Source organism: Enterobacter sp. DN, from assembly GCF_046054285.1.
GTDB lineage: Bacteria > Pseudomonadota > Gammaproteobacteria > Enterobacterales > Enterobacteriaceae > Enterobacter > Enterobacter hormaechei_C.
The window spans coordinates 307,009-333,244 of record NZ_JBJJTG010000003.1 but is presented as its reverse complement, the minus strand read 5'-3'; the positions used below and the strand labels follow the sequence as shown (position 1 = coordinate 333,244).

General features: G+C 55.4%; 25 protein-coding genes. 14 read left to right on the top strand and 11 right to left on the bottom strand.

All coding sequences use genetic code 11. The annotated features are described in order from the left end of the window. The first annotated feature begins 3 nt into the window (after positions 1–3). Positions 4–276, top strand: coding sequence for a GNAT family N-acetyltransferase (locus ACJTMZ_RS10005; protein WP_003862848.1), 273 nt, complete (start codon positions 4–6; stop codon positions 274–276). A gap of 33 nt (positions 277–309) precedes the next feature. On the opposite strand, the gene ACJTMZ_RS10000 is transcribed toward ACJTMZ_RS10005, so the two are convergent. Together ACJTMZ_RS10000 and ACJTMZ_RS09995 are read right to left on the bottom strand one after the other, a co-directional pair. Continuing rightward, positions 310–1,539, bottom strand: coding sequence for an amino acid permease (locus ACJTMZ_RS10000; RefSeq protein ID WP_003862847.1), 1,230 nt, complete (start codon positions 1,537–1,539; stop codon positions 310–312). 116 nt (positions 1,540–1,655) lie between these two features. Further along, a complete protein-coding gene (locus ACJTMZ_RS09995) occupies positions 1,656–2,120 on the bottom strand; it encodes a multidrug/biocide efflux PACE transporter (protein ID WP_017382868.1) in 465 nt (154 codons plus the stop codon). Positions 2,121–2,221: 101 nt separating this feature from the next. Between ACJTMZ_RS09995 and ACJTMZ_RS09990 the strand changes: the two genes are divergently transcribed. The 3 genes from ACJTMZ_RS09990 to ACJTMZ_RS09980 all read left to right on the top strand — a co-directional run bounded on the left by ACJTMZ_RS09990 (position 2,222) and on the right by ACJTMZ_RS09980 (position 5,360). After that, positions 2,222–3,088, top strand: coding sequence for a LysR family transcriptional regulator (locus tag ACJTMZ_RS09990; protein ID WP_015571771.1), 867 nt, complete (start codon positions 2,222–2,224; stop codon positions 3,086–3,088). A 92-nt stretch (positions 3,089–3,180) separates the two neighbouring features. After that, complete coding sequence (locus ACJTMZ_RS09985; RefSeq protein ID WP_017692722.1) at positions 3,181–4,359, top strand: acetyl-CoA C-acetyltransferase; 1,179 nt, start codon at positions 3,181–3,183, stop codon at positions 4,357–4,359. Between the two features lie 317 nt (positions 4,360–4,676). Further along, positions 4,677–5,360: an oligogalacturonate-specific porin KdgM family protein gene (locus ACJTMZ_RS09980; protein ID WP_003862842.1), complete on the top strand. Its 684-nt coding sequence runs from the start codon at positions 4,677–4,679 to the stop codon at positions 5,358–5,360. A gap of 153 nt (positions 5,361–5,513) precedes the next feature. Here ACJTMZ_RS09980 and ACJTMZ_RS09975 read toward each other — a convergent pair whose 3' ends face one another. Continuing rightward, positions 5,514–6,689, bottom strand: coding sequence for an oligogalacturonate lyase family protein (locus tag ACJTMZ_RS09975; RefSeq protein ID WP_033487612.1), 1,176 nt, complete (start codon positions 6,687–6,689; stop codon positions 5,514–5,516). A gap of 300 nt (positions 6,690–6,989) precedes the next feature. Between ACJTMZ_RS09975 and kduI the strand changes: the two genes are divergently transcribed. The 3 genes from kduI (at position 6,990) to ACJTMZ_RS09960 (ending at position 10,379) form a co-directional block, all read left to right on the top strand. Continuing rightward, positions 6,990–7,826, top strand: a complete 837-nt coding sequence (gene kduI / locus ACJTMZ_RS09970; protein ID WP_252010991.1) for a 5-dehydro-4-deoxy-D-glucuronate isomerase — start codon at positions 6,990–6,992, stop codon at positions 7,824–7,826. 63 nt (positions 7,827–7,889) lie between these two features. After that, positions 7,890–8,651 (top strand): 2-dehydro-3-deoxy-D-gluconate 5-dehydrogenase KduD, encoded by a 762-nt coding sequence (gene kduD, locus ACJTMZ_RS09965; protein WP_165716046.1) that lies wholly within the window; start codon positions 7,890–7,892, stop codon positions 8,649–8,651. A gap of 312 nt (positions 8,652–8,963) precedes the next feature. After that, positions 8,964–10,379 (top strand): sugar porter family MFS transporter, encoded by a 1,416-nt coding sequence (locus ACJTMZ_RS09960; RefSeq protein ID WP_252010990.1) that lies wholly within the window; start codon positions 8,964–8,966, stop codon positions 10,377–10,379. 86 nt (positions 10,380–10,465) lie between these two features. On the opposite strand, the gene ACJTMZ_RS09955 is transcribed toward ACJTMZ_RS09960, so the two are convergent. From ACJTMZ_RS09955 to ACJTMZ_RS09940, 4 genes are read right to left on the bottom strand one after another with little or no spacing between them, the layout of a single operon-like run. Further along, the gene (locus ACJTMZ_RS09955) at positions 10,466–11,752 is read right to left on the bottom strand and encodes an ABC transporter substrate-binding protein (RefSeq protein ID WP_032668596.1); all 1,287 of its coding nucleotides are present in this window, start codon (positions 11,750–11,752) and stop codon (positions 10,466–10,468) included. A 13-nt stretch (positions 11,753–11,765) separates the two neighbouring features. Continuing rightward, positions 11,766–12,893 carry an ABC transporter ATP-binding protein gene (locus ACJTMZ_RS09950; protein WP_039269866.1) on the bottom strand — a complete coding sequence of 376 codons (1,128 nt, stop codon included), beginning with the start codon at positions 12,891–12,893 and terminating at the stop codon, positions 11,766–11,768. 12 nt (positions 12,894–12,905) lie between these two features. Next, positions 12,906–13,808, bottom strand: a complete 903-nt coding sequence (locus ACJTMZ_RS09945; protein WP_017692724.1) for a carbohydrate ABC transporter permease — start codon at positions 13,806–13,808, stop codon at positions 12,906–12,908. Beyond that, positions 13,801–14,691 carry a carbohydrate ABC transporter permease gene (locus ACJTMZ_RS09940; RefSeq protein ID WP_003862825.1) on the bottom strand — a complete coding sequence of 297 codons (891 nt, stop codon included), beginning with the start codon at positions 14,689–14,691 and terminating at the stop codon, positions 13,801–13,803. The genes ACJTMZ_RS09945 and ACJTMZ_RS09940 overlap by 8 nt, the downstream gene beginning before the upstream one ends. A gap of 544 nt (positions 14,692–15,235) precedes the next feature. Between ACJTMZ_RS09940 and wzz(fepE) the strand changes: the two genes are divergently transcribed. Continuing rightward, positions 15,236–16,372: an LPS O-antigen length regulator Wzz(fepE) gene (gene wzz(fepE), locus ACJTMZ_RS09935; protein WP_032669284.1), complete on the top strand. Its 1,137-nt coding sequence runs from the start codon at positions 15,236–15,238 to the stop codon at positions 16,370–16,372. A gap of 32 nt (positions 16,373–16,404) precedes the next feature. Here the strand turns inward: wzz(fepE) and ACJTMZ_RS09930 are convergent, their stop codons facing one another. Then, positions 16,405–16,728, bottom strand: coding sequence for a cupin domain-containing protein (locus tag ACJTMZ_RS09930; protein ID WP_039269867.1), 324 nt, complete (start codon positions 16,726–16,728; stop codon positions 16,405–16,407). Positions 16,729–16,863: 135 nt separating this feature from the next. Here ACJTMZ_RS09930 and ACJTMZ_RS09925 point away from each other — a divergent pair, with 135 nt between their 5' ends. Then, positions 16,864–17,556, top strand: coding sequence for an aspartate/glutamate racemase (locus ACJTMZ_RS09925; RefSeq protein WP_017382858.1), 693 nt, complete (start codon positions 16,864–16,866; stop codon positions 17,554–17,556). On the opposite strand, the gene ACJTMZ_RS09920 is transcribed toward ACJTMZ_RS09925, so the two are convergent. After that, positions 17,551–18,477, bottom strand: coding sequence for a LysR family transcriptional regulator (locus ACJTMZ_RS09920; RefSeq protein WP_017382857.1), 927 nt, complete (start codon positions 18,475–18,477; stop codon positions 17,551–17,553). The two genes, ACJTMZ_RS09925 and ACJTMZ_RS09920, sit on opposite strands and share 6 nt — an antisense overlap. Positions 18,478–18,597: 120 nt before the next feature. On the opposite strand from ACJTMZ_RS09920, the gene lysA reads away from it, so the two are divergent. Beyond that, a complete protein-coding gene (gene lysA / locus ACJTMZ_RS09915) occupies positions 18,598–19,860 on the top strand; it encodes a diaminopimelate decarboxylase (protein ID WP_252010989.1) in 1,263 nt (420 codons plus the stop codon). Here the strand turns inward: lysA and ACJTMZ_RS09910 are convergent. Next, a complete protein-coding gene (locus ACJTMZ_RS09910) occupies positions 19,830–20,867 on the bottom strand; it encodes a LacI family DNA-binding transcriptional regulator (protein WP_003862814.1) in 1,038 nt (345 codons plus the stop codon). The genes lysA and ACJTMZ_RS09910 overlap by 31 nt on opposite strands. A 299-nt stretch (positions 20,868–21,166) precedes the next feature. Between ACJTMZ_RS09910 and ACJTMZ_RS09905 the strand changes: the two genes are divergently transcribed. From ACJTMZ_RS09905 to ACJTMZ_RS09890, 4 genes are all read left to right on the top strand, one after another. Further along, the gene (locus tag ACJTMZ_RS09905) at positions 21,167–22,492 is read left to right on the top strand and encodes a PTS sugar transporter subunit IIC (protein ID WP_032649375.1); all 1,326 of its coding nucleotides are present in this window, start codon (positions 21,167–21,169) and stop codon (positions 22,490–22,492) included. A 7-nt stretch (positions 22,493–22,499) separates the two neighbouring features. Continuing rightward, positions 22,500–23,927, top strand: a complete 1,428-nt coding sequence (locus tag ACJTMZ_RS09900; RefSeq protein WP_047365765.1) for a glycoside hydrolase family 1 protein — start codon at positions 22,500–22,502, stop codon at positions 23,925–23,927. 78 nt (positions 23,928–24,005) lie between these two features. Beyond that, a complete protein-coding gene (locus ACJTMZ_RS09895) occupies positions 24,006–24,779 on the top strand; it encodes a GntR family transcriptional regulator (protein WP_003862809.1) in 774 nt (257 codons plus the stop codon). Further along, a complete protein-coding gene (locus ACJTMZ_RS09890; protein WP_023314773.1) occupies positions 24,776–25,252 on the top strand; it encodes a GNAT family N-acetyltransferase in 477 nt (158 codons plus the stop codon). Before ACJTMZ_RS09895 ends, ACJTMZ_RS09890 begins: the two co-directional genes overlap by 4 nt. Here ACJTMZ_RS09890 and galR read toward each other — a convergent pair. Next, positions 25,207–26,229 carry an HTH-type transcriptional regulator GalR gene (gene galR / locus ACJTMZ_RS09885; protein WP_003862806.1) on the bottom strand — a complete coding sequence of 341 codons (1,023 nt, stop codon included), beginning with the start codon at positions 26,227–26,229 and terminating at the stop codon, positions 25,207–25,209. The two genes, ACJTMZ_RS09890 and galR, sit on opposite strands and share 46 nt — an antisense overlap. Positions 26,230–26,236 lie beyond the last annotated feature (7 nt).

Genomic DNA, 26,236 nt, shown 5'->3' with positions numbered 1-26,236 from the left:
ACCATGGAAATTCTTGAAGGCCATAACAAGTTTTACGTCAACGACGCCGAAGGCAATCAGGTAGCGGAGATCGTCTTTGTCCCGACCGGCGAGCATCTGAGCATCATTGAGCACACCGATGTGGATCCGAGCCTGAAAGGGCAGGGTGTGGGTAAACAGCTGGTGGCGAAGGTGGTAGAGAAGATGCGCGGTGAGAACCGTAAAATTATCCCGCTGTGTCCGTTTGCGAAGCATGAGTTTGATAATACGCGGGAGTATGACGATATTCGGGCGTAAAACAGATGCCCGGCATTGCGCCGGGCAGCATACTCAACCCACAAACATCACTGACACACACAGCACACCCACAATCAGCGTCAGCAGGTTACCGATGGAGCGGTACGGTTTTAATGACGGGATCAGGTACGTCGACAGCGTCGGCATGATGAACAGGATCATGGCGATAAGCGGACCGCTGATGGCGTAAATCATCGAGATGGCATTCGGGTTAATGCAGCAGACCGCAAAGGTAATCAGCGACACGCCGAGAATCGAAACCGCGCGGTTAAAGGCGCGACTTTTCTTCACACCCACCTGATTCAGCGACGATTTCACAATTTCCGTTGCCCCTTCAATCACGCCAAAATAGGTGCCGAGGAACGATTTCGACATCGCAATAATCGCCACGATAATGCCGGAGATGCCCAGCCATGCCGGGGACGATGGCATCATCGACAGCGCGGACAGGATCGTCACCCCTTCCTCTTTTGCCGCCACGATATACGACGGTGGAATCGAAAGCAGGCAACTGAACACAAAGAACAGCACGCTGAGGCAGATGATCAGGTACGCCACTTTCATGATTTTTTTGCATTTACCCATCGCCTCTTCACCGTATTTCTCGCGACGGTCTACGGCGAAGGTCGAGATGATCGGAGTATGGCTAAAAGCGAAAACCATCACCGGGATCGAAATCCACACCTGGTGCAGCGTATGCTGGTCGAAGGCCATCTGGCTGGTCAGCAGCGACGGCTGCCAGCTGCCCGTCAGATACAGCGAGACAAACAGGAAATAGGCGATCAGCGGAAAGACAAGGAAACCCATCACCTTAATGGTGATGTGCCGCCCCATCAGGAAGATCAGATTCAAAATCAGCACTACGCCAAAGCTCACCAGCATCCGCATGCCGGTATCCACCGTCATCCGTTTCGCCAGCTGTTCAGTGAGTGAGTTGGTTATCGCCACCGCGTAAATCAGAACTACCACAAAGAAGGCCACAAAATAGAGTGTGGTGATCAGGTTGCCGATCTTTTTGCCGTAGTAATGCGAAACGGCACCGGTGATCCCTTCGTTGCCTTTCGTCTTCGACGACAGAATAAATTGCGCCAGCGCTTTATGCGGCCAGTAGGTTAAGGGATACGCCACAAGGGCGGTAATCAGCAGGACAATCGCGCCAGCAGAGCCGAGCTGAATGGGCAAGAACAGGGTTCCTGCGCCCACGGCAGTGCCGTAGAGGGCGAAACTCCAGAGAGTCTCTTCTTTTGACCAAATTTTCGACATTAGAGCAACGTATCAACTATAAAACGAACAAAAAGGAGTGCAATTTACCATAATTATGCGTTGAGGTCGCCGTTGCTTCGCAGGGGGTGGGCCGGAGCAGGTCTCCGGCCGGAAGGTTATTCGCTTGCCAGGGCGCGTCGTTGCTGGCGGCGCTTGATGATTTTCTCCCGCAGGGTGTCGTACGCCCAGTTGTAGAGCATGGTGTACGGCAGGAAGAACAGGAAGAAACCAATTTCCAGGGTAAAAGCCTGTAGCAGCGTCACGCCCAGCACGGCGGCAACGATGGTTACGCCAATCACAATAAAGCCGCATTCAAAACCCAGGGCATGCAGGGCGCGCACTTTCGCCGTGCGCTTCACCCGCTGGACGGGCCAGAAACGGTCGAAGCCAAAGTTATAGATAATGTTCCAGAGCATTGCCGTGGTCGCCAGAATAATGGTGAGCCCCCCCATTTCAACCACCGAGCGCTGCATTAGCCACGCGGCCGTCGGGGCGAGGATCGCCGTAGCAATGCCTTCAAAACAGACGGCATGGAAGATCCGCTCCGGCAATTTACGTTGGAGTGCATCCTGATATTGCATATTTACCTCATATAGACGCCAGTATGGGCGTTGATGCCGCCTATTCTTATCGTTTAAGGTGATATATAAAAGATGGTATCCATCGATAAAGTAGATACATCATGCGTTACTCTCCCGAAGCACTGACCGCGTTTGTTGAAACTGTCGCCGCAGGTTCGTTTTCTGCTGCGGCACGGCGGCTGCGTAAAAGCCAGTCCACCATCAGCACCTCCATTGCCAACCTTGAAGCTGACCTTGGCTTTGAGCTGTTCGATCGCTCGGCGCGTCACCCGGTATTAACCGCCCAGGGTGAACAGGTGCTGGGCTATGTCCAGTCGATACTCGCCGCCAGCGCGCGCCTGGATGAGCTGGCCGTATCGTTAACCGCGCAAACGGAGGCGCGTTTTACCTTTGTTCTCTCCGATACGCTTAACCCGGCCGTGCTGGAAGAGATGATGAGCCAGTTCGACCAGCGTTTTCCGCACACGGAATTTGAGTGCCTGATTGGAGAAGAGGAGGACGTGATCGATCTGCTGCAAAAGGAGCGGGCGCAAATTGGCCTGACGGAAGCGCGCGACAGCTACCCGACCGATATTGGCGCGACCCGTCTGCCTATGCAGACGCGGATGGCCATCTACGTTTCTGCCGGACATCCTCTGGCAGGGCAACATGAGACGCAGGCGGACGAGCTGCATGGCTGGCGCGAGCTGCGGCTGAGCACCTATCTTGAACGGGAAGCGCCCCTTTCGCGCGGGCCGGTCTGGTCTGCGCCGAATTACCTGTTACTGCTGAGCATGGCGGTACAGGGCTTTGGCTGGTGCGCGTTACCCTGCGCGCTGGTCGACGAATTTGCCGCGTCGAAATCGCTGGTGCAGCTGAACGTGCCGGGCTGGCCGAGGTCGATTGCCATCGATCTGGTATGGAACAAACGAACCCCGCCCGGCGTCGCCGGAAGCTGGCTGCGCCAGTACTTACAGGACGCACGATAATCCTGTGACTAAACTCACTAATTTTAAACATTTGCGTCAATTGTTGATAACAATCCTCTACTATCGTCATGTCATTTTGCACAGAGGTCGTGATGAAAGATGTCGTTATAGTGGGTGCGTTACGTACGGCTATCGGCTGTTTTCAGGGAGCGCTTGCGCGTCACTCTGCGGTTGATCTTGGCAGCGTGGTGGTAAGAGCGCTGGTGGAACGCAGCGGGGTTGCCGCACATGAAATTGATGAGGTGATCCTGGGCCAGGTGCTGACCGCTGGCGCGGGACAAAACCCCGCGCGCCAGGCGGCGCTGAAGGGCGGCCTGCCTAATACCGTTTCGGCAATTACCATCAACGACGTCTGTGGTTCAGGTTTGAAAGCGCTCCATCTTGCAACGCAGGCCATCCAGTGTGGTGAAGCGGATGTGGTCATTGCCGGCGGGCAGGAGAATATGAGCCGCGCCCCGCATGTCCTGACCGACAGCCGGACCGGCGCGCAGCTCGGAAACAGCCAGCTGCTTGACAGCCTGGTTCACGACGGGCTGTGGGATGCCTTCAACGACTACCATATGGGCGTAACGGCGGAAAACCTGGCGCGGGAATACGGTATCAGCCGCGAGCTTCAGGATGCATATGCCCTCAGCTCACAGCAAAAAGCGCGTGCAGCGATCGACTCCGGGCGTTTTCGCGATGAAATTGTCCCGGTCAGTACCCAGCGCCAGAACGGTGAAGCGCTCATCGTCGATACCGACGAGCAGCCGCGCACCGATGCCAGCGCAGAAGGGCTGGCAAAACTCGATCCGGCCTTTGAAACGCTCGGTTCCGTAACGGCAGGCAACGCCTCATCCATTAACGACGGTGCGGCGGCGGTGATGATGATGAGTGAAAGCAAAGCCCAGGAGCTGGCGCTGCCGGTGCTGGCGCGGATTAAAGCGTTTGCCAGCGTGGGCGTTGATCCCGCGTTAATGGGGATCGCCCCGGTCTATGCCACGCGCCGCTGCCTGGAGCGGGCGGGCTGGGAGTTGAACGATGTGGATCTGATTGAGGTCAACGAAGCTTTTGCTGCACAGGCGATCTCGGTCGGGAAAATGCTGGAATGGGATCCGCTGCGGGTCAACGTCAACGGCGGAGCCATCGCGCTGGGCCATCCCATTGGCGCCTCCGGCTGCCGCATTCTGGTGTCGCTGGTCCACGAAATGAAAAAGCGTAACGCCCGAAAAGGGATCGCAACGCTCTGTATTGGCGGGGGGCAGGGGGTGGCCCTGGCTATCGAACGGTAATTTCTCCCTCTGCGCACAGAAAACCTCCCACGGGAGGTTTTTTTGTGTCCGCAGAATCCTTTTTTAACACTTATGCGTTCTTTCTGAAGCCCGCAATAATTATTGCGCGGTTAATTATTTGCTTTGTGAAGTGCTTAATGTGATCTCACGCCTGAAATTTACGGTTAATACCCTTTTTTTGTTGATGGGGTTCACGTCAATCTTTGCCAAAAAAAATGAAACAAATAATTTCGATCCTTGTCACTAAAATAACGGTGCATAAAAAATAAACTCAAGTTTCATAAAAACGAAACGTTATTTTAATTGAGGGTTTTTTCATGTTTAAGAAATCTCTGCTCCTTGCTTCCCTTATTAGTGCCTCTTTTGCGGCTAGCGCCGTTACCGTCGATCTGCGTCACGAATATATTGACAGCGGCTCGAATGCCGACCGTGTTGCCGTCTCGCACCGCTTTGATAATGGCTTCGGTTTTTCAGTCGAGGCGAAGTGGAAATCAGGCGGGGACAAGGCAGATCAGCCATTCGCGGATGTAGTGGGGAACGGTCACGAAGATCAGATTAGCTGGCGCTGGAAAGCGACAGACAATATCGCCCTGACCCCTGCGTTTACGATTGAAAGCACAGACAGTCGCACCATTTATAAACCGAATCTGCATGTGCAATATAGCTTCGATAATGGCTTCTACGTGGCTGCGCGTTACCGTTACGAATATACCCGCTACCCGTCAAGCTCAAATAAGGACGACGATAAAGTTAACCGTGGCGATGCGTGGGTCGGTTGGGTATTAGGTGACTGGCGTACCGAGCTGAACTATGTTTACGCGAAAAGTTCTGAAGGCGTGGCCCGAAATAACAATAAAGATTATTCCAACGAATATAACGCCAAGCTGGCCTACAAATGGGATAAAAACTGGGCGCCGTATGTGGAGGTGGGCAACGTGGGGGTTAAAGACACGGACGAACGCCAGACCCGTTTCCGTTTAGGCGTGGCGTACTCCTTCTGATAATTTATCTTCTTCGCTAAAACTGCCGGGTGGCGCTTCGCTTACCCGGCCTACACCTTCCTTCCACTCCGTCGTTTCGTATGTCGCGCAATCACCCAAAAAAAAGCCCTCCGAATCGGAGGGCAAGGCCAGTTACAGAAACACTAACTCAAGTCAGGCATGCAACATTTCAGGTTGCTCAGGGAGTTTCGCGATATAAAGGGCCGGTTTGCCGTCTTTATCGGAACTGTACAGCACCGCTTTTTCGTCCGGCGTGAAGGACGGATGCGGGTGGGTTACCTGGCGGCTGTTCGCCACCGTAGCCCATGAGGTGTCATGACGGGCGATGCGGTAACAGGCTTTCTTCGCCACGTCAAAGGCATACAGATAAGGATCGTTATCAATGGTGTAGCCGCCGGTGTCTTTCACATCGACAGGCGTACCGGAGCCGTCGCCAACCAACAGGGTGCCGTCGACGTTGCTCATCAGGTGCGAACAGGCGGGCATATTCATTACCGCTTCATTCACGCCGGTGTCCGGGTTGAAGCGGGAGATGGTGCGCCCTTGCTGACCTTTCAGGTAAGAAACGTAGATCAGCGCGGACCCGTCCGGCACCCAAAATTCATGTGTACAGCTTTCACCTTCCGCGTGCGTTTTCACTTTCCGCACGTTGCTGCCATCTTCGTTGACCAGCCACATGCGGGCGTCGACCAGGTCGTGCGGCCCTTCATGACAGAAGGCCACGGTATTGTCATCGAACGGGCGATATATTGGATGTCCCAGCCAGATCTTCTCGTCATGAATGGTGGTGCTTTCACCCGTTTTCAGATCAACGCGCAGCAGGCGGCAGTGCGGCCCTTTGTGGAAGAAGTCGTGGAAAATTTTCCAGTCGTTGAGTGGCGTCCAGTCACGTCTGGCAATCTCAATACCCACCAGTTTGGTGCAGTCGCTGTTCGCGACCCAGGTGCCGTAGCCGACCCACTCTTCCGGGACGCGGTACACTTCGCGCTCTGCCAGCGTCTGTAAATCCACCTCCAGCAGGGTGCGATCGTTCTTCACATAGTAGAGGGATTTATCGTCCGGAGAGAGGAACCCGCCAAAGGTGTTATCGCCCGCGCCTTCGGTCAACTGTACCGCTTCGGCGTTTTTCAGATCCAACAGGTAATAGTTCCAGTGACCGTCGAACTCCCCGGCGAACAGCAGGTGGCTGCCATCGTTAAAGAAGCACTTCTGGTAAAAGTAGTTGCGATGACAGGTTACTTCCGGTGGGGTCAGGCGGGTGACTTCCACGCCTGTATCCGGATCGCGGCTGACCTCATAGTTCAGCTTGACCCGCATACCTTTAGCCATAATGCACTCCTTTGAACGCGTAATGTAGGTTGAAAACTAGGTGATAAATTATCAAAACATTGTTTCATTATGTGTGACTAACAGCGCACTTTCTCAGTTTTATTAACCAGATTGAGGGTCTTAAAGATTTATCGTGATCGAAACACCATTTCTGGCATAAACATACAGAAAAAATGAAACGTTGTTTTAAATGCAATTGAAAACCCCGTGGTCAGGGGATAATATGTGTTCATCACGAAAACGGAACGTTGTTTCGTTAATTATCTTTGCCTTCGGGCACGATCAATTCTGGAGGTTTACGTGGACGTCAGACAAAGCATCCACAGTGCGCACGCTAAAACGCTGGATACTCAGGGGCTGCGCAGTGAGTTTTTAGTTGAGCAAGTGTTCGAAGCCGACAAGTACACCATGGTCTACAGCCATATTGACCGCATTATTGTGGGCGGGATTATGCCGGTGGCGAAAACCGTCTCCGTGGGCGGTGAAGTGGGCAAACAGCTGGGCGTGAGCTACTTCCTCGAACGCCGTGAACTGGGCGTGATTAACATCGGCGGGCCGGGCACCATTACCGTCGATGGCCAGTGCTACGAAATTGGTCACCGCGATGCGCTGTACGTCGGCAAAGGCGCGAAAGAAGTGGTGTTCGCCAGCATTGATGGCAGCAAACCGGCGAAGTTTTACTACAACTGCGCCCCGGCTCATACGACTTACCCCACCAAAAAAGTCACGCCAGCGGATGTTGCCCCGGTGACCCTTGGCGATAACCTCACCAGCAACCGTCGCACCATCAACAAATACTTTGTTCCGGATGTGCTGGAAACCTGTCAGCTCAGCATGGGGCTGACCGAGCTTGCGCCGGGCAACCTGTGGAACACCATGCCGTGCCATACCCACGAGCGCCGCATGGAGGTCTACTTCTATTTCAACATGGATGAAGGCGCCTGCGTGTTCCACATGATGGGACAGCCGCAGGAGACGCGCCATATCGTTATGCACAACGAGCAGGCGGTCATTTCGCCGAGCTGGTCTATCCACTCTGGTGTGGGAACGAAAGCCTATACCTTTATCTGGGGTATGGTCGGTGAAAACCAGGTCTTCGATGACATGGACCACGTCGCTGTTAAGGATCTGCGCTAGTCGCAGGCAGTTAAGTATATATCTGCCTGTTGCTGACAGGCGCTGAACGATTAAGGAATAAACATGATTCTGGATGCATTTTCTCTGCAAGGTAAAGTGGCTGTGGTTTCCGGTTGTGACACCGGGCTGGGGCAGGGTATGGCGTTAGGTCTGGCTGAAGCGGGCTGCAATATCGTCGGGATTAACATCGTTGAGCCAACGGAAACCATCGAGCGCGTTACCGCACTGGGCCGCCGTTTCCTGAGCCTGACCGCGGATCTGCGCAAAATCGATGCGATCCCTGAGCTGCTGGATCGCGCGGTGGCGGAGTTTGGGCATATCGATATTCTGGTCAACAACGCCGGCCTGATCCGTCGTGAAGACGCGATTAACTTCAGCGAAACGGACTGGGACGACGTAATGAATCTGAACATCAAGAGCGTGTTCTTTATGTCCCAGGCGGCTGCGAAGCACTTCATCGCCCAGGGGAAAGGGGGCAAGATCATCAATATTGCCTCCATGCTCTCTTTCCAGGGCGGCATCCGCGTGCCGTCTTACACCGCATCGAAGAGTGCCGTGATGGGCGTGACCCGTCTGCTGGCGAACGAGTGGGCGCAGCACAACATCAACGTCAACGCGATTGCGCCGGGCTACATGGCCACCAACAATACCCAGCAGCTGCGTGCGGATGAAGAGCGCAGCGCGGCAATCCTGGAGCGTATTCCAGCGGGTCGCTGGGGTCTGCCGAGCGATCTGATGGGCCCGGTTGTGTTCCTGGCGTCCCCGGCTTCGGATTATATTAACGGCTACACCGTTGCCGTTGACGGCGGCTGGCTGGCACGATAATTCAGCCCGAATAAAGAACCTCTGCCCTCGGGTGGAGGTTTTTTTTGCGCCAAAATTGGCTTTATCCATATCCTTAAAGATGAAAAATCCATACTGAAAAGGAATGAATGACAGGTATCACACATTTATTGCTTAAATATTAACTAATTAATAAAAAATAAGGTTAAACCACCCTGATTTGAAATTGTAATGTCCATCACAGATCGGTATGTCGTAGCGAAATAATCCATATCTTCACCAGTTCCGGCCTGACACTTTCTTCCGGTATCTCGTAATTTCACTTAACGAATTTCGCTGTTGAGGCAGGAAACTATGACATCTGTAAATGACTCTACCCTTATGCCCGCTGCGCTGCGCGATACCCGACACATGAACCAGTTTGTTTCTGTTGCGGCCGCCGTAGCCGGTTTACTGTTTGGTCTGGATATCGGCGTTATCGCGGGCGCACTGCCCTTTATTACCGACCACTTTACATTAAGCAACCGTCTGCAAGAGTGGGTGGTGAGCAGCATGATGCTGGGTGCGGCCATCGGCGCACTGTTTAATGGCTGGCTGTCGTTCCGTCTCGGGCGCAAATACAGCCTGATGGTTGGGGCGATCCTGTTTGTTGCCGGTTCCATTGGCTCGGCGTTTGCCATCAACGTTGAGGTGCTGCTGCTCTCCCGCGTGCTGCTGGGCGTGGCGGTGGGTATCGCGTCCTACACCGCGCCGCTTTACCTCTCCGAAATGGCGAGCGAAAACGTGCGCGGGAAGATGATCAGCATGTACCAGCTGATGGTGACGCTCGGTATCGTGCTGGCGTTCCTGTCGGATACATACTTCAGCTACAGCGGCAACTGGCGGGCAATGCTTGGCGTGTTGGCGCTGCCTGCGGTGCTGCTGATTGTGTTAGTCATTTTCCTGCCGAACAGCCCGCGCTGGCTGGCGCAAAAAGGGCGTCACGTGGAGGCGGAAGAGGTGCTGCGCATGCTGCGCGACACGTCTGAAAAAGCGCGTGAAGAGCTGAACGAAATCCGCGAAAGCCTGAAGCTGAAGCAGGGCGGCTGGTCCCTGTTTAAGGCAAACCGCAACGTGCGCCGCGCGGTGTTCCTCGGCATGCTGTTACAGGCAATGCAGCAGTTCACGGGGATGAACATCATCATGTATTACGCCCCACGCATCTTTAAAATGGCCGGTTTTACCACCACCGAACAGCAGATGATCGCCACGCTGGTGGTAGGGCTGACCTTTATGTTCGCCACCTTTATCGCGGTCTTCACCGTTGATAAGGCCGGACGTAAACCGGCCCTGAAAATTGGCTTTAGCGTGATGGCGCTCGGCACCTTAATACTCGGCTACTGCCTGATGCAGTTCGATAACGGCACGGCGTCAAGCGGCCTCTCCTGGCTCTCCGTCGGCATGACCATGATGTGCATCGCCGGTTACGCGATGAGCGCCGCGCCGGTGGTGTGGATCCTGTGCTCTGAAATTCAGCCGCTGAAATGCCGTGACTTTGGTATCACCTGTTCCACCACCACCAACTGGGTGTCGAACATGATCATTGGCGCGACCTTCCTGACGCTGCTGGATGCGATTGGCGCGGCAGGCACCTTCTGGCTCTATACGGTGCTGAACGTGGCATTTATCGGCGTGACCTTCTGGCTGATTCCGGAAACCAAAGGCGTGACCCTGGAGCATATTGAACGCAAGCTGATGAGAGGGGAGAAACTACGTAATATCGGCGTGTAATGTCATTGCCGGGTGGCGGCTACGCCTTACCTGGCCTACGATAGCCTGTAGGCCGGGTAAGGCGTAGCCGCCACCCGGCTTTGTGTTTACCGCATCGCACGTCTCAAAATACGCTCCGCCTGACGCTGGAAGTCAGCGGCCGTCTCTTCCACGGTTTTCTGCCCGTAGTCGATATACTGCAAAGAGGTACCGAACTGCGCCACAATCTGTGGGTCGTCAAAGTATGGCGAGACGGTGAGTTTCGCCGGCAGCGACTGCGCCAGGCGCAGGCCCGCCACGGATGGATCGTCCTCTTTAATGGTGCCGTCTTCGGTCAGATACTGCACCGCCACTTTGCTCAACGGCACGCCGCGCTCAAGACCCAGCGTATCGACCCCTTCTTTGCTGTTGAGCAGGAAGTTAATCAGCTTCGCTGCCGCTTCCGGGTTTTTGGTTGTCTTACCAATCGACAGCATCTGCGCCGGTTTGAAGAACAGACCCGCGTCGGTGGCTCCCGGCAGCATTGGGTAGCTGCCCAGCTCCAGTTTCGCCGGTGGCTTCAGGTTGTCGGAATATTTGTTGATGGTGGAGTTCCACATGTAGGTGCCGCCCCATTCACCCTGGATCCACGGCTTCATCTCATACATGTTGCTCTTACCGAACGAGGCATAGTATTTGGTGTCCGGCATGACGTGGCTGTCGATCAGCTTTTTGTAGGTCTGGAAAAACTCCACCCACTGTTCCTTTGTGTAGCTGAACTTTTTGGTTTTCTCATCCACCGCAGGAATGTTGTACTTCTGGATCATGTACGAATTCAGCAGCGCCAGCGTATCCTGGTGCTCCAGGATCACCGGATAGTATTGCTTGCCGAGCTTGCTCTCGAAGGTTTTACCGGCCGCCATCAGCTCGTCCCAGGTTTTCGGGTACGCAATACCCGCTTTTTTCCAGGTTTCGTCATTGAAGTAGAACACGCGCGCCGTCACCGAGATCGGAATGCCGTTCAGCTTGCCGTTCACGGTGGTGGTTTGTAGCTCTTTGGGATCGAACTGCGACAGGTCGATCACGTCCTTCATCTTGTTCAGATCGTAGAAGCCATCACCGGTTTTGGAGAAGATCGGCAGCCAGTTCCAGTTCGTCTGCATTACGTCCGGCTCGGTGCCGCCCGCAATCTGGGTGGTCAGACGTGAAAGGTGACCGTCCCAGCCGGTGTATTCCGCTTTCACGTTGATGTCCGGGTTCTGCTTATGGAACTCTTCCAGCGCTTTCAGGGTGACCTGGTGACGACCGTTGCCGCCCCACCAGGACATCCGTAAATCCACATTCTGCGCCATCGATGGCAAAGCGGTAAGGCCGAGGGTCGCGGAGATTGCTGCGCTTAAAAGCACTTTTTTCATTTTTATCACTCCATCAGAGAGAGAGGTTCTGTTCAGTTTTTGCGTCAAAAATATGACACTTGTTCATCTCAAACGTGAAATACACCTTACGATGAAGCCCCTTATCAATCATTGGCTTAGCCTCATCGGACGGGATTCGGGCGGTCAGTTCGTAGTCCGCGACCTTCAGGTACACAAAGAATTCGTGGCCCATGTTCTCCACGCGCACCATCTCCCCGCTACAGCCGCCATTCGGGAAGGGCTCATCAGAGAGCGACACAAATTCCGGGCGCACGCCGTAGAAGATCTCCTGACCCGCGTAAGCCGCGACTTTCTCCTGCTTCTCCGCGTTCAGCGGCATGGTTTCATCGCCAATGGCGATGTGCAGCTGGCCCGCTTTTTCGACCAGCACGCTTTTGCGTATATTCATCTCCGGCGCGCCGATAAAGCCCGCCACGAACATGTTCTTCGGCTTGTGGTAGAGGTTGTCCGGCGTGTCCACCTGCATGATATGGCCGAGCTTCATCACGCAGATGCGGTCGCCCATGGTCATCGCTTCGGTCTGGTCGTGGGTCACGTAAACGGTGGTCGCCGGTTTACCCGATTTCTTCAACTGCTTGTGCAGGTCAGAAATACGGATACGCATCGAAGCGCGCAGTTTGGCGTCGAGGTTTGAAAGCGGCTCATCGAACAGGAACACATCCGGCTTTTTCACAATCGCACGGCCTACCGCCACGCGCTGCGCCTGGCCGCCGGAAAGCTGGCGCGGCAGGCGGTCGAGCAGCTCTTCCAGCTCAAGAATTTTGGCGGCATCATTCACCTGAGACTCAATCTGATCTTTCGGCAGTTTGCTCAGCTTGAGACCAAAGGCCAGATTCTCGCGCACCGTCATGTGCGGATAGAGGGCGTAGTTCTGGAACACCATTGCAATACCGCGCTCCTTCGGCGCGAGGTTGTTCACGATCTTGTCGCCGATGCGCACCTCGCCGCCGCTGATGGTTTCCAGCCCCGCCAGCATGCGCAGGGTCGTGGATTTGGCGCAGCCGGATGGGCCGACGATCACCATGAATTCCCCTTCAGCAATTTTAAGATCGATAGCGTGTACCGCTTTAAAGCCGTTGGAGTAGACCTTTTCCAGCTTGTTGAAAATAACTTCAGCCATGGTATTTCCCTCTTAACCTTTAATTCCGCTGCTGGTGACGCCCTGTACGAAGTAGCGCTGTGCCAGGAAGAAGACAATGATGGATGGCAGAATGGAGATGCTCGCCATTGCCAGAATTTCGTTCCACGGCGCGCCTTCGGTGACGTCGATGGACATTTTCAGCGCCAGTGCGATGGGGTATTTATCCACGCTGTAGACGTAAATCAGCGGCCCGATAAAGTCGTTCATGGACCACATGAACTGGAACAGGGCGACGGAGATAATGGCCGGTTTCAGGATCGGTACCACCACGTACCACAGCACCTGGAAGGAGTTACAGCCGTCAATCTGCGCCGCCTCTTCCATGTCACGCGGGACGCCGCGCAGGAACTGGATCAGCATGAAGACGAAGAACCCCTGAGTGGCGAAGGCCAGCGGCAGGTACAGCGGCATATAGCTGTTGAGCATGCCCATTTCACGGAACATCAGGTACTGCGGGATCAGCAGCACGGTGCTGGGCAGCAGCATGGTGGTGATGAGCGTGGCGAACCAGAACTTCTTCCACGGGATCTCGAAGCGGGCAAAGCCGTACGCCACGATGGTGGAGGAGATAATGGTCAGGATCACTTTCGGGATCACATACTTAAAGGTATTCAGCATGTAATGGCCGAAGTTGTACTCGGTCCCGGTTTTCCAGCCGTTCACGAAACCATCCCAGGTGGCGTGGGCTGGCCACAGGCTCAGTGTGGTGAAGATCTCGTGGTTCGGTTTGAACGACGCGGAGAACATCCACACCAGCGGGTAAAGCATCAGCAGGCCGACAACCAGCAGGATCACATAGCGAACGGAGGCGTTGATTTTCTCTCTGCGCAGCGTGCGGGCCACTTCGCGTTCGGCGACGCTTCTTGCCGTGGAGAGTTGTTGAATATCAGCCATTTTTGCCTCCTTTATCGGCGGAGTAGAACACCCAGTATTTCGACGACTTAAAGGCGATACCGGCGAAGACGGCCACCACCAGGAACAGGATCCACGCCAGCGCCGCGCCATAGCCCATATCGAAATACTTGAACGCGGTGTCGTAGATGTAGAGCGAGAACAGATAGGTCGAATAGGTTGGCCCGCCGCCGGTAATGACGTACGGCCCGGTAAATTCCTGGAACGCCTGCGTGGTCTGCATGATGAAGTTGAAGAAGATCACCGGCGTAATCAGCGGCACGGTCACCTTCATGAACATCTGCCATTTCGATGCGCCATCGATCATTGCCGCTTCATACTGGGACTGCGGTACGTTTTGCAGCGCGGCCAGGAAGATGACCATCGCGGAACCGAACTGCCAGACGCGCAGCAGGGTAACGGACATCAGCGCCAGCGACGGCTCGCCCAGCCAGTTGACCGGATCAAAGCCAAATACACCGATAAAGCTGTTCAGCAGACCATCAATGGCAAATAAGGCGCGCCACAATACGGCAATGGCGACGGAGCTGCCGAGGATCGACGGAATATAGTAGGCCGTTCGGAAAAAGCCGATGCCGCGTAATTTAAAGTTCAGGACAAAGGCAATTCCTAATGCAAAGGCGAGTTTTAACGGGATGGTTAAAAATACATAGGCAAAGGTCACGCCCATGGATTTCCAGAAGAGCGTGTCTTCGGTAAACATGTAGCGATAGTTTTCAATGCCGTTAAACACCGGCGGACTCATCAAATCGTAATCCGTAAAGCTGAGGAAAAACGATGAGACGAAGGGGAATGCCGTAAAGAGTATCAGCCCGATGATGTAGGGTGATATCCATGCGAGCCCCAGCAACTTGTTTTCATTCATACATACCTACCTGGCAATCAATGGTTTAATACGAAATCTGCTTTGTTACATTTTCCCAGGCCTGCGATGCGCGGCATGAGAGCTGAAATTCAGGGTGCAACGTCTGGAAAAGGCGAAATCTACGTTTGTTTTTTAACGCTTTTTTGTCTTTCTTTGTGCTGTAAGCGCTTCTGGTTTCAAAAGAGCTGAACCGGCGTTCTTGGATACTAAAACATCGTTTTATTTTATATTATTGCGATTTATTTCTGCGTCATTCGCTTAATGGTGGAAATGTGATCGGCGTCGAAACGCTGTTTCAATATAGTGAGGGAGGTGGCATTTTTGACTTTTCACGAAGCTTTGCCGCCGGCCATGAGGAAGAGATAACGAAGCAAAAAGGGAGCGGGAATAAGAATAGTCACGCAGCGTGGCTAACTACCAGATCTGATAGCAGGTCTACAGATGTACCAATTCGTCATTCAGATAATTCTTACATTCTTGTATGATTTGTTACACCGGAACCAGTCAGGCAGAATTTCACTGCATCCTTAAAAGAAGAACAGTTATGTCAGCGATGGATTTCAAAAAACATACGGATCTCAACTTTCCTCACTATGCTCCCCCGGCGGTCAGCGCTAAAGAAATAGATCTTCTGGGTCTGCTGGACGTCCTGCTGGCAGCAAAAAAACGCATCATCACCATTGTCTTTGCATTTGCACTGGTCGGCCTGGCAATCGCCTTTCTGATACCGCAAAAATGGACCAGTAAAGCGGTCATTACGCCCGCGGAACAGACGCAGTGGAGTTCGCTACGCCAGATGATGGTGGCGCTCCAGGTGCTTGATGTCGACGTGAAAATTACCCGTGCGGATGTGTTTAATCTGTTTGTTAAAAAGTTTCAGTCCCAGTCTCTGCTTGAAGAGTACATGAAGAGCTCACCTTACGTGATGGCTCAGCTCGATGGCGCTCAGGTTGACCCGCTGGAGCTGCACCGCGCGGTGGTCAATATTGCCGAAAAGATGAAAGCCGTTGATAACACGCAGGAAAAAAATGCCGATAAAGCACCGTACCTCTCCTGGACGTTAAGCTTCACTGCCCCAACGGCAGAGGACGCGCAGAAAGTGTTGAATGGTTACATTCAGTACATCTCCCGCATCGTCGAGCAGGAGACCATGCAAAACATTCGCGATCAGCTGATCCTGAGAACCAAAACGGTTCAGCAGCAGCTGGAGCTGGATCGGGTCCGTCTGACAAATATCCATAATACCAACCTGCAACGCCTGAACTACTCGCTGGAAGTGGCGAACGCGGCAGGGATCAAAAAGCCGGTCTACAGCAATGGACAGGCGGTGAAAGACGATCCGGATTATTCCGTCGCCCTCGGTGCGGACGGGATTGCGCAGAAATTGCAGATTGAAAAAAATCTGAAGGACGTTTCTGAGCTGAACGCCGATTTTCAGAACCGCGAATACTATCTGGCACAGCTGCAAAAACTTTCCTTCGAAGATGTGAGCCTGGAGCCGTTCAAATACCAGCTTTCACCTTCTATGCCGGTGAAAAAAGATGGCCCGGGCAAAGCCCTGATCGTGCTGCTGGCGTGTATTCTGGGTGGACTGTTCGCCTGTGGCAGCGTGCTGCTGCGCGAGGCAATGAGCACCCGCAACCCGCTGCCGGAACAACTTCCTGAGCCGGTTACGGAATAACATCAAAAAAGGCGCTCAACTGAGCGCCTTTTTTATTTCAGGAAATCTTCGCGAACCGGCGTAAAGGTATCCAGCAGGGTGCCGGGTTTCAGGCAAACGCAGCCGTGCATCACGTGCGGCGCTTTATAAAGGGTGTCGCCCGCGGTCACCACATGCTTCTCCTCGCCGATGGTGAACTCAAACTCCCCCGAGAGAACGTAGGTGAGCTGCTCATGCGGGTGGTTATGCATCGGGCCAATCGCGCCTTGCTCGAAATTCACTTCCACCGCCATCATCCTGCCGTCGTGCGCCAGAATACGACGCGTCACGCCGTTGCCCAGATCCTCAAGCGTGGTCTCTTTATGGAAAATAAACATATTTTCGCCCTGTTATGTAATGAAACATTGTTTCATTTAACTTATCGCACCCGCGGCGAAAAGGAAACGTTTAGCCAAATAACTGGAAAGGCGATCACAAGTTTGCTTCACTGGGTGAAACGCACAGGAGGAAAGATGAAAACGATCGGTCTGTTAGGGGGCATGAGCTGGGAATCAACGATCCCGTACTACCGCCTGATTAATGAAGGCGTCAAACAGCGTCTGGGCGGTCTGCATTCGGCCAGCCTGCTGCTGCACAGCGTGGATTTCCATGAAATAGAAGCCTGCCAGTCGAGCGGGGAGTGGGACAAAGCGGGGCAGATGCTGGCGGACGCCGCGCTTGGGCTGGAGCGTGCGGGCGCGCAGGGTATTCTGCTGTGTACCAATACCATGCATAAGGTGGCGTCGCACATTGAAGACCGCTGTTCGCTGCCGTTCTTACATATCGCGGATGCCACCGGGCGTGCCATACGTGCCGCCGGCATGACGCGCGTGGCGCTGCTGGGGACGCGCTACACCATGGAGCAGGATTTTTACCGCGGGCGGCTGAACAGCCAGTTCGGGATTGAAAGCCTGATCCCTGAAGAGGCTGACCGGGCGCGCATTAACCAGATTATTTTTGATGAGCTGTGTCTGGGCACCTTCAGCGAAACGTCGCGCGCATGGTACGTCAGCGTGATTGAGAAACTGGCGCAGCAGGGGGCGGAAGGGGTTATCTTCGGCTGTACCGAAATTGGCCTGCTGGTGCCGGCAGACCAAAGCCCGATACCGGTCTTCGATACTGCCGCCATCCATGCCGCGGATGCGGTGGAGTTCATGCTGTCATAGTGGTTTTTGCAGGTCAGGTAAGCGAAGCGCCACCTGACGCGCGTGCGCAATCAGGTGTTCACTAAAGGCATCAACCAGCGCTGAGGCGGGCCGGTGCAGCGGGCGGATCAGGCTCACGGTAAAGGGAACGGAAACGCTAAAACGGCGCAGAACCACGCCGCTGCTGGCGTAGTCCATGGCCGTGAGCGGGTTCACCACCGAAATACCCACGCCCGCGCGCACCATCGCGCAAATAGACGCCGCACTGTGCGTTTCCATCACCATCCGCCGCTTCACCTGATGTTCGGCAAACAGGCCATCCAGAAGCTGCCGGTAGCTGTCGGTCTGCGACAGGCTGATATAGTTCTCACCGTGAAAATCCGCCGGCGTCAGCTCCGCTTTGTGGGCAAGCGGGTGGCTGGCAGGTAGCACGCAGACCTCATCCAGCGACAGCAGCTCCGTGCGTTCCGTTCCCGCTGGCGTGACGAGGGTTTCGGTCAGACCCAGATCGTGGCGCTGGGCCGAAAGCCACTCCTCCAGCAGCGGCGACTCCTGCGGCACGATGGTCAGACTGACCTCCGGATAGCGGGCCAGAAACGGCTGTAACAGTACTGGCAGGAATGACTGGGAAAAGACCGGCAGGCAGACGATGGACAGCTCGCCCTGGCGGAACTCCCTCAGGCTCTCTGCCGCGCTCACGATCCTGTCCAGCCCGTACCAGGAGCGCTGAACCTCCTCAAACAGGCGTAAACCCTGCACCGTTGGATGCAGCCTGCCGCGGGCGCGTTCAAACAGCTTCAGCCCCAGCACTTTCTCAAAACGCGCCAGCTCGCGGCTGACCGTCGGCTGCGAGGTGTGCAGCATGTGCGCGGCTTCAGTGAGATTGCCGGTGGTCATTACCGCATGAAAAATCTCGATATGGCGTAGGTTAACGGCGGGCATAGGGCACCTGATGGCTGAGCGTAGTCCATATCATTTTTGCATAGACTCAAGATAAAACGATATTTTTTATTCTCTTCAGGCTATGGCGTAATGATAAAAAACAGATTTCCGGAGACGACCATGCCACGCCCACTCAACCAGACTGAGACCGATTTAAACGCCGATAACCTGCTGCGCTTGCCTGCCGAATTCGGCTGCCCGGTGTGGGTCTACGATGCGCAGATTGTCCGCGAGAAGATCGCCGCGCTGCATCAGTTTGATGTGGTGCGTTTTGCGCAGAAGGCCTGCTCCAATATTCATATTCTGCGCCTGATGCGCGAGCAGGGCGTGAAGGTTGACTCCGTATCGCTGGGTGAAATCGAACGTGCGCTGGCGGCCGGGTTTGATCCGAAAGCCGACAGCGACGCGATCGTCTTCACCGCTGACCTGATTGACGACGCCACGCTGGCGCGCGTGCACGAGTTGCAAATCCCGGTCAATGCCGGTTCGGTGGATATGCTGGAACAGCTTGGGCAGGTCTCTCCTGGCCATCGCGTCTGGCTGCGCATCAACCCGGGCTTTGGTCACGGTCACAGTCAGAAAACCAACACCGGGGGCGAAAACAGCAAGCACGGGATCTGGTATGCCGATATGCCTGCGGCGCTGGAGGTTTTACAACGCTACAACCTCAAGCTGGTGGGCATTCACATGCATATCGGGTCCGGCGTGGATTACGGCCATCTTGAGCAGGTCTGTGGCGCCATGGTGCGTCAGGTTATCGATTTTGGTCAGGATCTGGAGGCGATCTCCGCCGGGGGAGGGCTTTCGATTCCTTACCGCGAAGGGGAAGAGGCGATCGACACGGATCACTATTACGGCCTGTGGAGCGCCGCGCGTGACAGCATCGCCGTCCATCTGGGTCATGCGGTGAAGCTGGAGATTGAGCCGGGTCGTTTCCTGGTCGCCGAAGCTGGCGTGCTGGTGGCGCAGGTGCGGAGCGTGAAGGAGATGGGAAGCCGTCACTTTGTGCTGATTGATGCTGGCTTCAACGATCTGATGCGCCCGTCCATGTACGGCAGCTATCATCACATCACCGCGCTTGCCGCCGATGGCCGCGATCTGGTCAACGCCCCGCGCATCGAGACCGTTGTTGCTGGCCCGCTGTGTGAATCCGGTGACGTCTTTACTCAGCAGGAAGGCGGGAAAGTCGAAACCCGTTCGCTGCCAGAGGTAAAACCGGGAGATTATCTGGTGCTGCATGATACTGGCGCGTACGGGGCGTCTATGTCTTCCAACTACAATAGCCGCCCGCTGCTGCCGGAAGTATTGTTTGATAACGGCGTGGCGCGGCTGATTCGCCGTCGCCAGACCATTCAGGAGCTGCTGGCGTTAGAGCTGGTCTGATTAAACCAGGGCCCCGTCGTCACCGAATCGCGTAACACCAGCGTGCCGGTGAACGGCGGGATCGCTTCAACCGGCTGGTTTTTTGCCAGCCGGATCGCCTGGTCGATCGCCGTGACGATCATGTTGTCGATCGGCAGATACACCGACGACAGGGCAGGCTCCAGCCACTTTGCGCTGGGGGCATCGTCAAAACCAAACAGCGAAATATCCTGCGGGATCTTCAGCCCGGCCTGGTGTAATGCTTTGGAGGCGCCCAGGGCCATATCATCGTTACAGGCAAACAGGGCGCTGAACGATGTCTTTTCCGCAATCAGCTCCTTGCACAGCTCGTAACCCCGCGTCATGCCTGCATCGCCGTATTTAATCCGCCGCTCGTCGAGACGAATACCGTGCTTCTCCAGCGCCTTACGGTAGCCCATCAGTCGCGCTTTACCCGTTGGCGTGTGGATCGGGACGGTGATACAGGCGATCTCCCGGTGGCCCTGGCTTATCAGGTAATCCACCGCTTTGAAGGCTGCGTCCTGCTGTTCAAAGAAGACGCAGCGATCCGCCGCCTGGCTCACTTCACGGTTAATTATCACCAGCGGCGTCTGCACGCTGTTGATCAGCTTCAGGATCGTCTTTTCGCTCATGTAACGCGTATACAGCACGATGGCGTCGCACTTGCGATCGGCGAGCATCTGCACCGCCTGTTCTTCCTGTTCAGGGGCGTCGTGACCGTCGGTAACAATCAGCTGTTTTCCGTGCTTTTCGGTCTGCCGTGACGCCTGCTGTAGCAAACGACCAAAGTAAAAACCGTCGAACGTCGAGACGACCAGACCAATGCTGTTGCTGGTCTGGTTAGCCAGCGAACGCGCGAGAAAGTTCGGACGATAGCCCAGCTCCTCCATCGCGCGAAATACCTGCTGACGCGTGCTCTCTTTAACCTGACCTGTGCCGTTCAGCACGCGCGAAACGGTGGCCTTCGACACGCCCGCACGCAGTGAGACATCCAGCATTGTTGCCATTCGAAATTCCTGTTTCCACGTAATGGTTTGCAGTTTAACACAGACCATCCGGCGCATAAGCGACGTGGGAAGGGCAAAACCCCATAACGATCACGCTTTTCGGTAACGATCCTCGCCCGCGGGATAAATGCCTGTCATTGGCATGCCAAAATGGTGATAAATCGCAATCTGGAATACCTCTTACCTCATTGAGAGCTTAATCACAGAACAAAGCGCCTGTGGACGCTATTTTTGGCATACCAATAGTATCCGGCTGTCCCTCTTATTCAATAAAAGCCCTTTTACTGAGGTATTACCCTATGGCATTTCAGGAAAAACTGATCGACGCTCTGGGCAGTTTTGCCACCACCTTCAACAGCTATCGCTATATCCAGGCGATCAAGTCTGCGTTTATTACCTTAATGCCGGTCATCATTGTGGGGGCGTTCTCGGTACTGATCTCCAATATGGTGCTGGATCCGAAAAACGGCCTGGCGAGCTTTCAGTCGCTGTCGTTTCTGGCGGCGTTAAAGCCGATCACCAGTGCGCTGAACTATGCCACGCTCAACTTTCTCAACATCGGCGCGGTGTTTTTAATCGGCATTGAGCTGGGGCGTATTAACGGCATTAAGTCCCTGTTCCCCGGCCTGCTGGCGGTGATCTGCTTTATCTGCGTGACGCCGACCACGGTGGAAATGCTGGTGGACGGCGAGATGCACGTGGTGAAAGACGTGCTGCTGCGCCAGTTCTCGGATACCCGCAGCCTGTTCCTCGGCATGTTTATCGCCATCCTGTCAGTGGAGATTTACTGCTGGCTGGAAAACCGCAAGGGGCTGAAAATCAGGATGCCAGACACGGTGCCGCCGAACGTCGCCGCGTCGTTCTCTGCGCTGATCCCGGCCATTATCACCACCACCGCCATTGCGACTTTTGGCTTCGTGTTTCATCGGGTTACCGGAATGTATCTCTACGACGCGGTTTACCAGGTGGTGCAACAGCCGCTGGAGCGCGTGGTGCAAAGCCTGCCGGGGATCCTGCTGCTGATGTTTGTCGCCCAGCTGTTCTGGGTGATTGGTATTCACGGCAACCAGATGATCAAGCCGATCCGCGAGCCGCTGCTGCTGGGGGCGATCACTGTCAACATGAGCGCGTTCGAGCAGGGCAAAGAGGTGCCAAACATCATCACCATGCCGTTCTGGGATGTGTATATGAGCATCGGCGGCTCCGGCCTGACCATCGGCCTGCTGATAGCCGTCATGATTGCCACCAAACGTAAAGAGATGAAGGAGATCGCTAAGCTCTCCATCGGGCCGGGTATTTTTAACATCAACGAGCCGGTGATCTTCGGGATGCCAGTCATGCTCAACCCGATCCTGGCTATCCCGTTCATCATCACGCCGCTGGTGACGGGCTCGATTGGCTACTTTGCCACCGTGACCGGATTTGCCGGGAAAGCCGTGGTGATGGTGCCCTGGACCACGCCGCCGCTGATCAACGCCTGGCTGTCAACCGCGGGCTCCATGGGGGCGGTGATCACCCAGTTTATCTGCATCGTGACCGCGGTGATTATCTATCTGCCGTTTGTGAAAATTGCCTCACGCCGCGCAGATCAGGCCGCACTGCAACAAGCCACCGATAACGCATGAGGACAGGATGAGCATAAAACAGATAACCATACCGCCAGATTTTATGCTGGGCGCGGCGGCATCGGCCTGGCAGACCGAGGGCTGGAGCGGCAAAAAGCCGGGGCAGGATTCGTGGATCGATCTCTGGTACAAGAACGATCGTCACGTCTGGCACAACGGCTACGGCCCGGCGGTGGCAACCGACTTTATCAATCGCTTTCGCGAAGACGTGGCGCTGATGAAGCAGGCGGGACTGACGCACTATCGCACCTCGATCAACTGGTCGCGCTTTTTGACCGACTATGAAAACGCCACCGTAGATGAAGAGTACGCCGCCTATTACGACGCGCTGTTCGATGAAATGCACCGTCAGGGCATTGAGCCGATGATCTGCCTGGAACACTACGAATTGCCGGGCGTGCTGCTGGAGACCTACGGCGGCTGGGCGTCGAAGCACGTCGTCGAGCTGTTCGTTCGCTATGCGGAAAAGGTGTTTGAGCGCTTTCACGGCAAAGTCACCCGCTGGTTTACCTTCAACGAGCCGATTGTGGTCCAGACGCGCGTCTACCTTGACGCACTGCGCTGGCCCTATGAGCAGAACACCAGCACCTGGATGCAGTGGAACCACCATAAGGTGCTGGCGACGGCGAAAGTGGTGAAGCTGTTTCGCGAGAAAGGGTATGACGGCACGGTGGGTTGTATTCTCAACCCGGAGGTGACCTACCCGCGCTCGCGCGCGCCGCATGACGTGCGGGCGGCAGAGATGTACGATCTGTTCTATAACCGCGTCTTTCTTGACCCGCTGGTGCACGGGCGCTATCCGCAGGCGCTTTTTACCCTGCTGGCGCAGCATCAGGTGCAGTGGGATTACACGGCTGACGAGCTGGCGCTGATTGCCGACAACACCGTCGACGAGCTGGGCATTAACCTCTATTACCCGCATCGCGTCAAAGCCCCGTCTCGCGCCTGGCACCCGGAGACGCCGTTCCACCCGGCGTACTACTACGAGCCGTTCGAGCTGCCGGGGCGGAGGATGAACACCTCCCGCGGCTGGGAGATCTTCCCGCGCATTATTTACGACATGGCGATGCGGATTAAAAACGACTATCGCAACATTGACTGGTTTGTAGCGGAAAGCGGGATGGGCGTGGAGAACGAAGCGCAGTTTCGCAATCGCGACGGGATTATCGATGATGCGTACCGCATCGCGTTTATCAGCGAACATCTTTATTACACGCTGCTGGCGCGGGAGGCGGGGGCTAACTGCCACGGCTATATGCTGTGGGCGTTCACCGACAACGTCTCCCCGATGAACGCGTTTAAAAACCGCTACGGGCTTATTGAGATCGACCTTGAAAACCATCGCGCACGGCGGGCAAAGAAATCAGCGTCCTGGTTCCGCCAGCTGCGCGATGAGCGTGTGCTGACGCTCAGGGTTGACGATGAATGGAAGTAAGCCTTCTGGTAAAATAGCGCACAAACTGGCCGGGAGGACATCCGGCCCGCGCATTAACTGAAAAACACAGGTGAAAACGTGGATAAGGCTGTCATCCTGCCGGAAAAAAAACAGTACCAGGAGATTGGCGAGGATTTACGGGCGCAGATTATCCAGGGGCATTATCCCGTGGGATCGCGTCTGCCGCCGGAGCGCAACATCGCCGAGACGTATGGCGTGAGCCGCACTATCGTGCGCGAGGCGCTGCTGATGCTTGAGCTACAGGGGACGGTGGATATTCGCCAGGGGTCTGGCGTGTACGTGATGCGCATTCCGGAGGAGCATGAAAACGAGGAAGAACGTTTTCTGAACAGTGACGTGGGTCCGTTTGAAATTCTTCAGGCGCGCCAGCTGCTTGAAAGCAACATTGCCGCCTTTGCCGCAAAAATGGCGACGCGGGCGGATATCGACAACCTGCGCCGCATCATCGAGCAGGAGCAACGGGCGATTGCCGCCGACGATCGCAGCCAGGACAACAACAAAATGTTCCACCTGGTGCTGGCGGGGGCCACACAAAACCAGATGCTGCTGGCGACCGTTGAAAGCGTCTGGCATCACATGGACAGCAGCCCGCTGTGGCAGCAGTTCAACGGCCACATCGCCAGCCGCGCCTGGCGGCTGAAATGGCTCGGCGACAGGCAAACCATTCTCGCTGCGCTCCGCCGCCGCGACGTGATGGGGGCGTGGCAGGCGATGTTCCAGCATCTTGAAAACGTCAAAAAGAGCCTGCTTGAGCTGTCAGACGAAGACGCGCCCGATTTTGACGGCTATCTCTTTGAATCGGTCCCCCTTTTCCAGGGGAAGCTGGTGTGAATATACTGCCGCTTCACGCTGCGCCGCAGTTTACACAGCAGGTGATCGACTGGATCTGGAACGCGTTTGGTGAAGGTATGCCGCGTGCCTTTTTCCAGAGCATTGTCGAGCACAGCCTCATGCCGGGCGAGTTACCGCTCACCTTTATTGCCGTTGAGGATGACCAGCTGCTGGGCACCGTTGGGTTATGGCGTTGCGATTTAATTTCCCGGCAGGATCTCCACCCTTGGCTGGCTGCGCTGTATGTCGATGAAGCCGCCCGGGGAAACGGGCTGGCGGGAAAACTTCAGCAGCATGTTATCGGCTACGCGCGACGCGCCGGGTATCACGAGCTGCATCTCTGGTCTGCCTGCCGCGACTTCTACGAACGTTACGGCTGGCACTACATCGGCGATGCGCTGGAATACCCGGATAAAACCGTCCATCTCTATCGCTGTTCGCTCACGGCTTCCGCGGGCGATACCACCGAGTGACGGCGCACTAAGGTTGGGCTGAACAGGTGGGTAATTTCCGGTGGCGGGCGATGCTCGGCCAGCGCTAATGCCAGTTCTGCCGCCTGCGTTGCCATGGTCACAATCGGGTAGCGCACGGTGGTCAGGCGAGGGCGCACGTAGCGCGACACCAGCACATCATCAAAGCCAATCAGCGAAATTTCTGCCGGGACGTCAATCCCGTTATCATTCAGCACGCCCATTGCGCCGGCGGCCATGGAGTCGTTATAGCTGGCCACGGCGGTGAAATTCCGCCCGCGGCCCAGCAGCTCCGTCATCGCCTGCTCGCCGCCACTCTCATCCGGTTCTCCGTACGCCACAAGACGATCGTTGCACGGCAGACCGGCTTCGCGCAGCGCGTCGTAATAGCCCTGAAGGCGATCTTCCGCATCGGAAATTGGGTGGTTGGAGCACAGATAACCAATGCGGGTATGGCCCTGCTGGATCAGGTGACGGGTTGCGAGCCATGCGCCGTAACGGTCGTCGAGCGCCACGCAGCGGGTTTCAAAACCGGGAATAATACGGTTGATAATCACCATCCCCGGCATCTGTTTCATCAGATGGATCAGTTCGGCGTCGGGGATCATTTTTGCATGGACCACCAGCGCCGCACAGCGATGACGGATCAGCTGCTCAATGGCCTGGCGCTCTTTCTGTTCATTGTGGTAGCCATTACCAATCAGCAGGAAATTTCCGGTGTGATAAGAGACTTGTTCTACGGCTTTGACCATTGCACCGAAAAACGGATCGGATACATCTCCGACCACCAGCCCGATGGTTTCTGTCGACTGCTGGGCAAGGGCGCGCGCGTTGGCGTTAGGGTGATAATTCAGGTTTTCCATGGCGTCCTGCACGGCCTGGCGCGATGCATCACTCGCTTTAGGGGAGTTGTTGATCACGCGGGAGACGGTCGCGACGGAAACACCGGCCAGACGAGCCACATCCTTAATTGTCGCCATTCAATAC

What these genes read in the sequence shown, in the direction of transcription:
- ACJTMZ_RS09900 (WP_047365765.1), top strand. Translation starts at nt 22,500, where the DNA reads ATGAGCATAAAACAGATAACCATACCGCCAGATTTTATGCTGGGCGCG.
- ACJTMZ_RS09995 (WP_017382868.1), bottom strand. Translation starts at nt 2,120, where the DNA reads ATGCAATATCAGGATGCACTCCAACGTAAATTGCCGGAGCGGATCTTC.
- galR (WP_003862806.1), bottom strand. Translation starts at nt 26,229, where the DNA reads ATGGCGACAATTAAGGATGTGGCTCGTCTGGCCGGTGTTTCCGTCGCG.
- ACJTMZ_RS09975 (WP_033487612.1), bottom strand. Translation starts at nt 6,689, where the DNA reads ATGGCTAAAGGTATGCGGGTCAAGCTGAACTATGAGGTCAGCCGCGAT.
- ACJTMZ_RS10005 (WP_003862848.1), top strand. Translation starts at nt 4, where the DNA reads ATGGAAATTCTTGAAGGCCATAACAAGTTTTACGTCAACGACGCCGAA.
- ACJTMZ_RS09940 (WP_003862825.1), bottom strand. Translation starts at nt 14,691, where the DNA reads ATGAATGAAAACAAGTTGCTGGGGCTCGCATGGATATCACCCTACATC.
- ACJTMZ_RS09920 (WP_017382857.1), bottom strand. Translation starts at nt 18,477, where the DNA reads ATGCCCGCCGTTAACCTACGCCATATCGAGATTTTTCATGCGGTAATG.
- ACJTMZ_RS09960 (WP_252010990.1), top strand. Translation starts at nt 8,964, where the DNA reads ATGACATCTGTAAATGACTCTACCCTTATGCCCGCTGCGCTGCGCGAT.
- ACJTMZ_RS09950 (WP_039269866.1), bottom strand. Translation starts at nt 12,893, where the DNA reads ATGGCTGAAGTTATTTTCAACAAGCTGGAAAAGGTCTACTCCAACGGC.
- ACJTMZ_RS09985 (WP_017692722.1), top strand. Translation starts at nt 3,181, where the DNA reads ATGAAAGATGTCGTTATAGTGGGTGCGTTACGTACGGCTATCGGCTGT.
- ACJTMZ_RS09905 (WP_032649375.1), top strand. Translation starts at nt 21,167, where the DNA reads ATGGCATTTCAGGAAAAACTGATCGACGCTCTGGGCAGTTTTGCCACC.
- ACJTMZ_RS09925 (WP_017382858.1), top strand. Translation starts at nt 16,864, where the DNA reads ATGAAAACGATCGGTCTGTTAGGGGGCATGAGCTGGGAATCAACGATC.
- ACJTMZ_RS09945 (WP_017692724.1), bottom strand. Translation starts at nt 13,808, where the DNA reads ATGGCTGATATTCAACAACTCTCCACGGCAAGAAGCGTCGCCGAACGC.
- kduD (WP_165716046.1), top strand. Translation starts at nt 7,890, where the DNA reads ATGATTCTGGATGCATTTTCTCTGCAAGGTAAAGTGGCTGTGGTTTCC.
- ACJTMZ_RS09930 (WP_039269867.1), bottom strand. Translation starts at nt 16,728, where the DNA reads ATGTTTATTTTCCATAAAGAGACCACGCTTGAGGATCTGGGCAACGGC.
- ACJTMZ_RS09980 (WP_003862842.1), top strand. Translation starts at nt 4,677, where the DNA reads ATGTTTAAGAAATCTCTGCTCCTTGCTTCCCTTATTAGTGCCTCTTTT.
- ACJTMZ_RS09955 (WP_032668596.1), bottom strand. Translation starts at nt 11,752, where the DNA reads ATGAAAAAAGTGCTTTTAAGCGCAGCAATCTCCGCGACCCTCGGCCTT.
- lysA (WP_252010989.1), top strand. Translation starts at nt 18,598, where the DNA reads ATGCCACGCCCACTCAACCAGACTGAGACCGATTTAAACGCCGATAAC.
- ACJTMZ_RS10000 (WP_003862847.1), bottom strand. Translation starts at nt 1,539, where the DNA reads ATGTCGAAAATTTGGTCAAAAGAAGAGACTCTCTGGAGTTTCGCCCTC.
- ACJTMZ_RS09990 (WP_015571771.1), top strand. Translation starts at nt 2,222, where the DNA reads ATGCGTTACTCTCCCGAAGCACTGACCGCGTTTGTTGAAACTGTCGCC.
- ACJTMZ_RS09910 (WP_003862814.1), bottom strand. Translation starts at nt 20,867, where the DNA reads ATGGCAACAATGCTGGATGTCTCACTGCGTGCGGGCGTGTCGAAGGCC.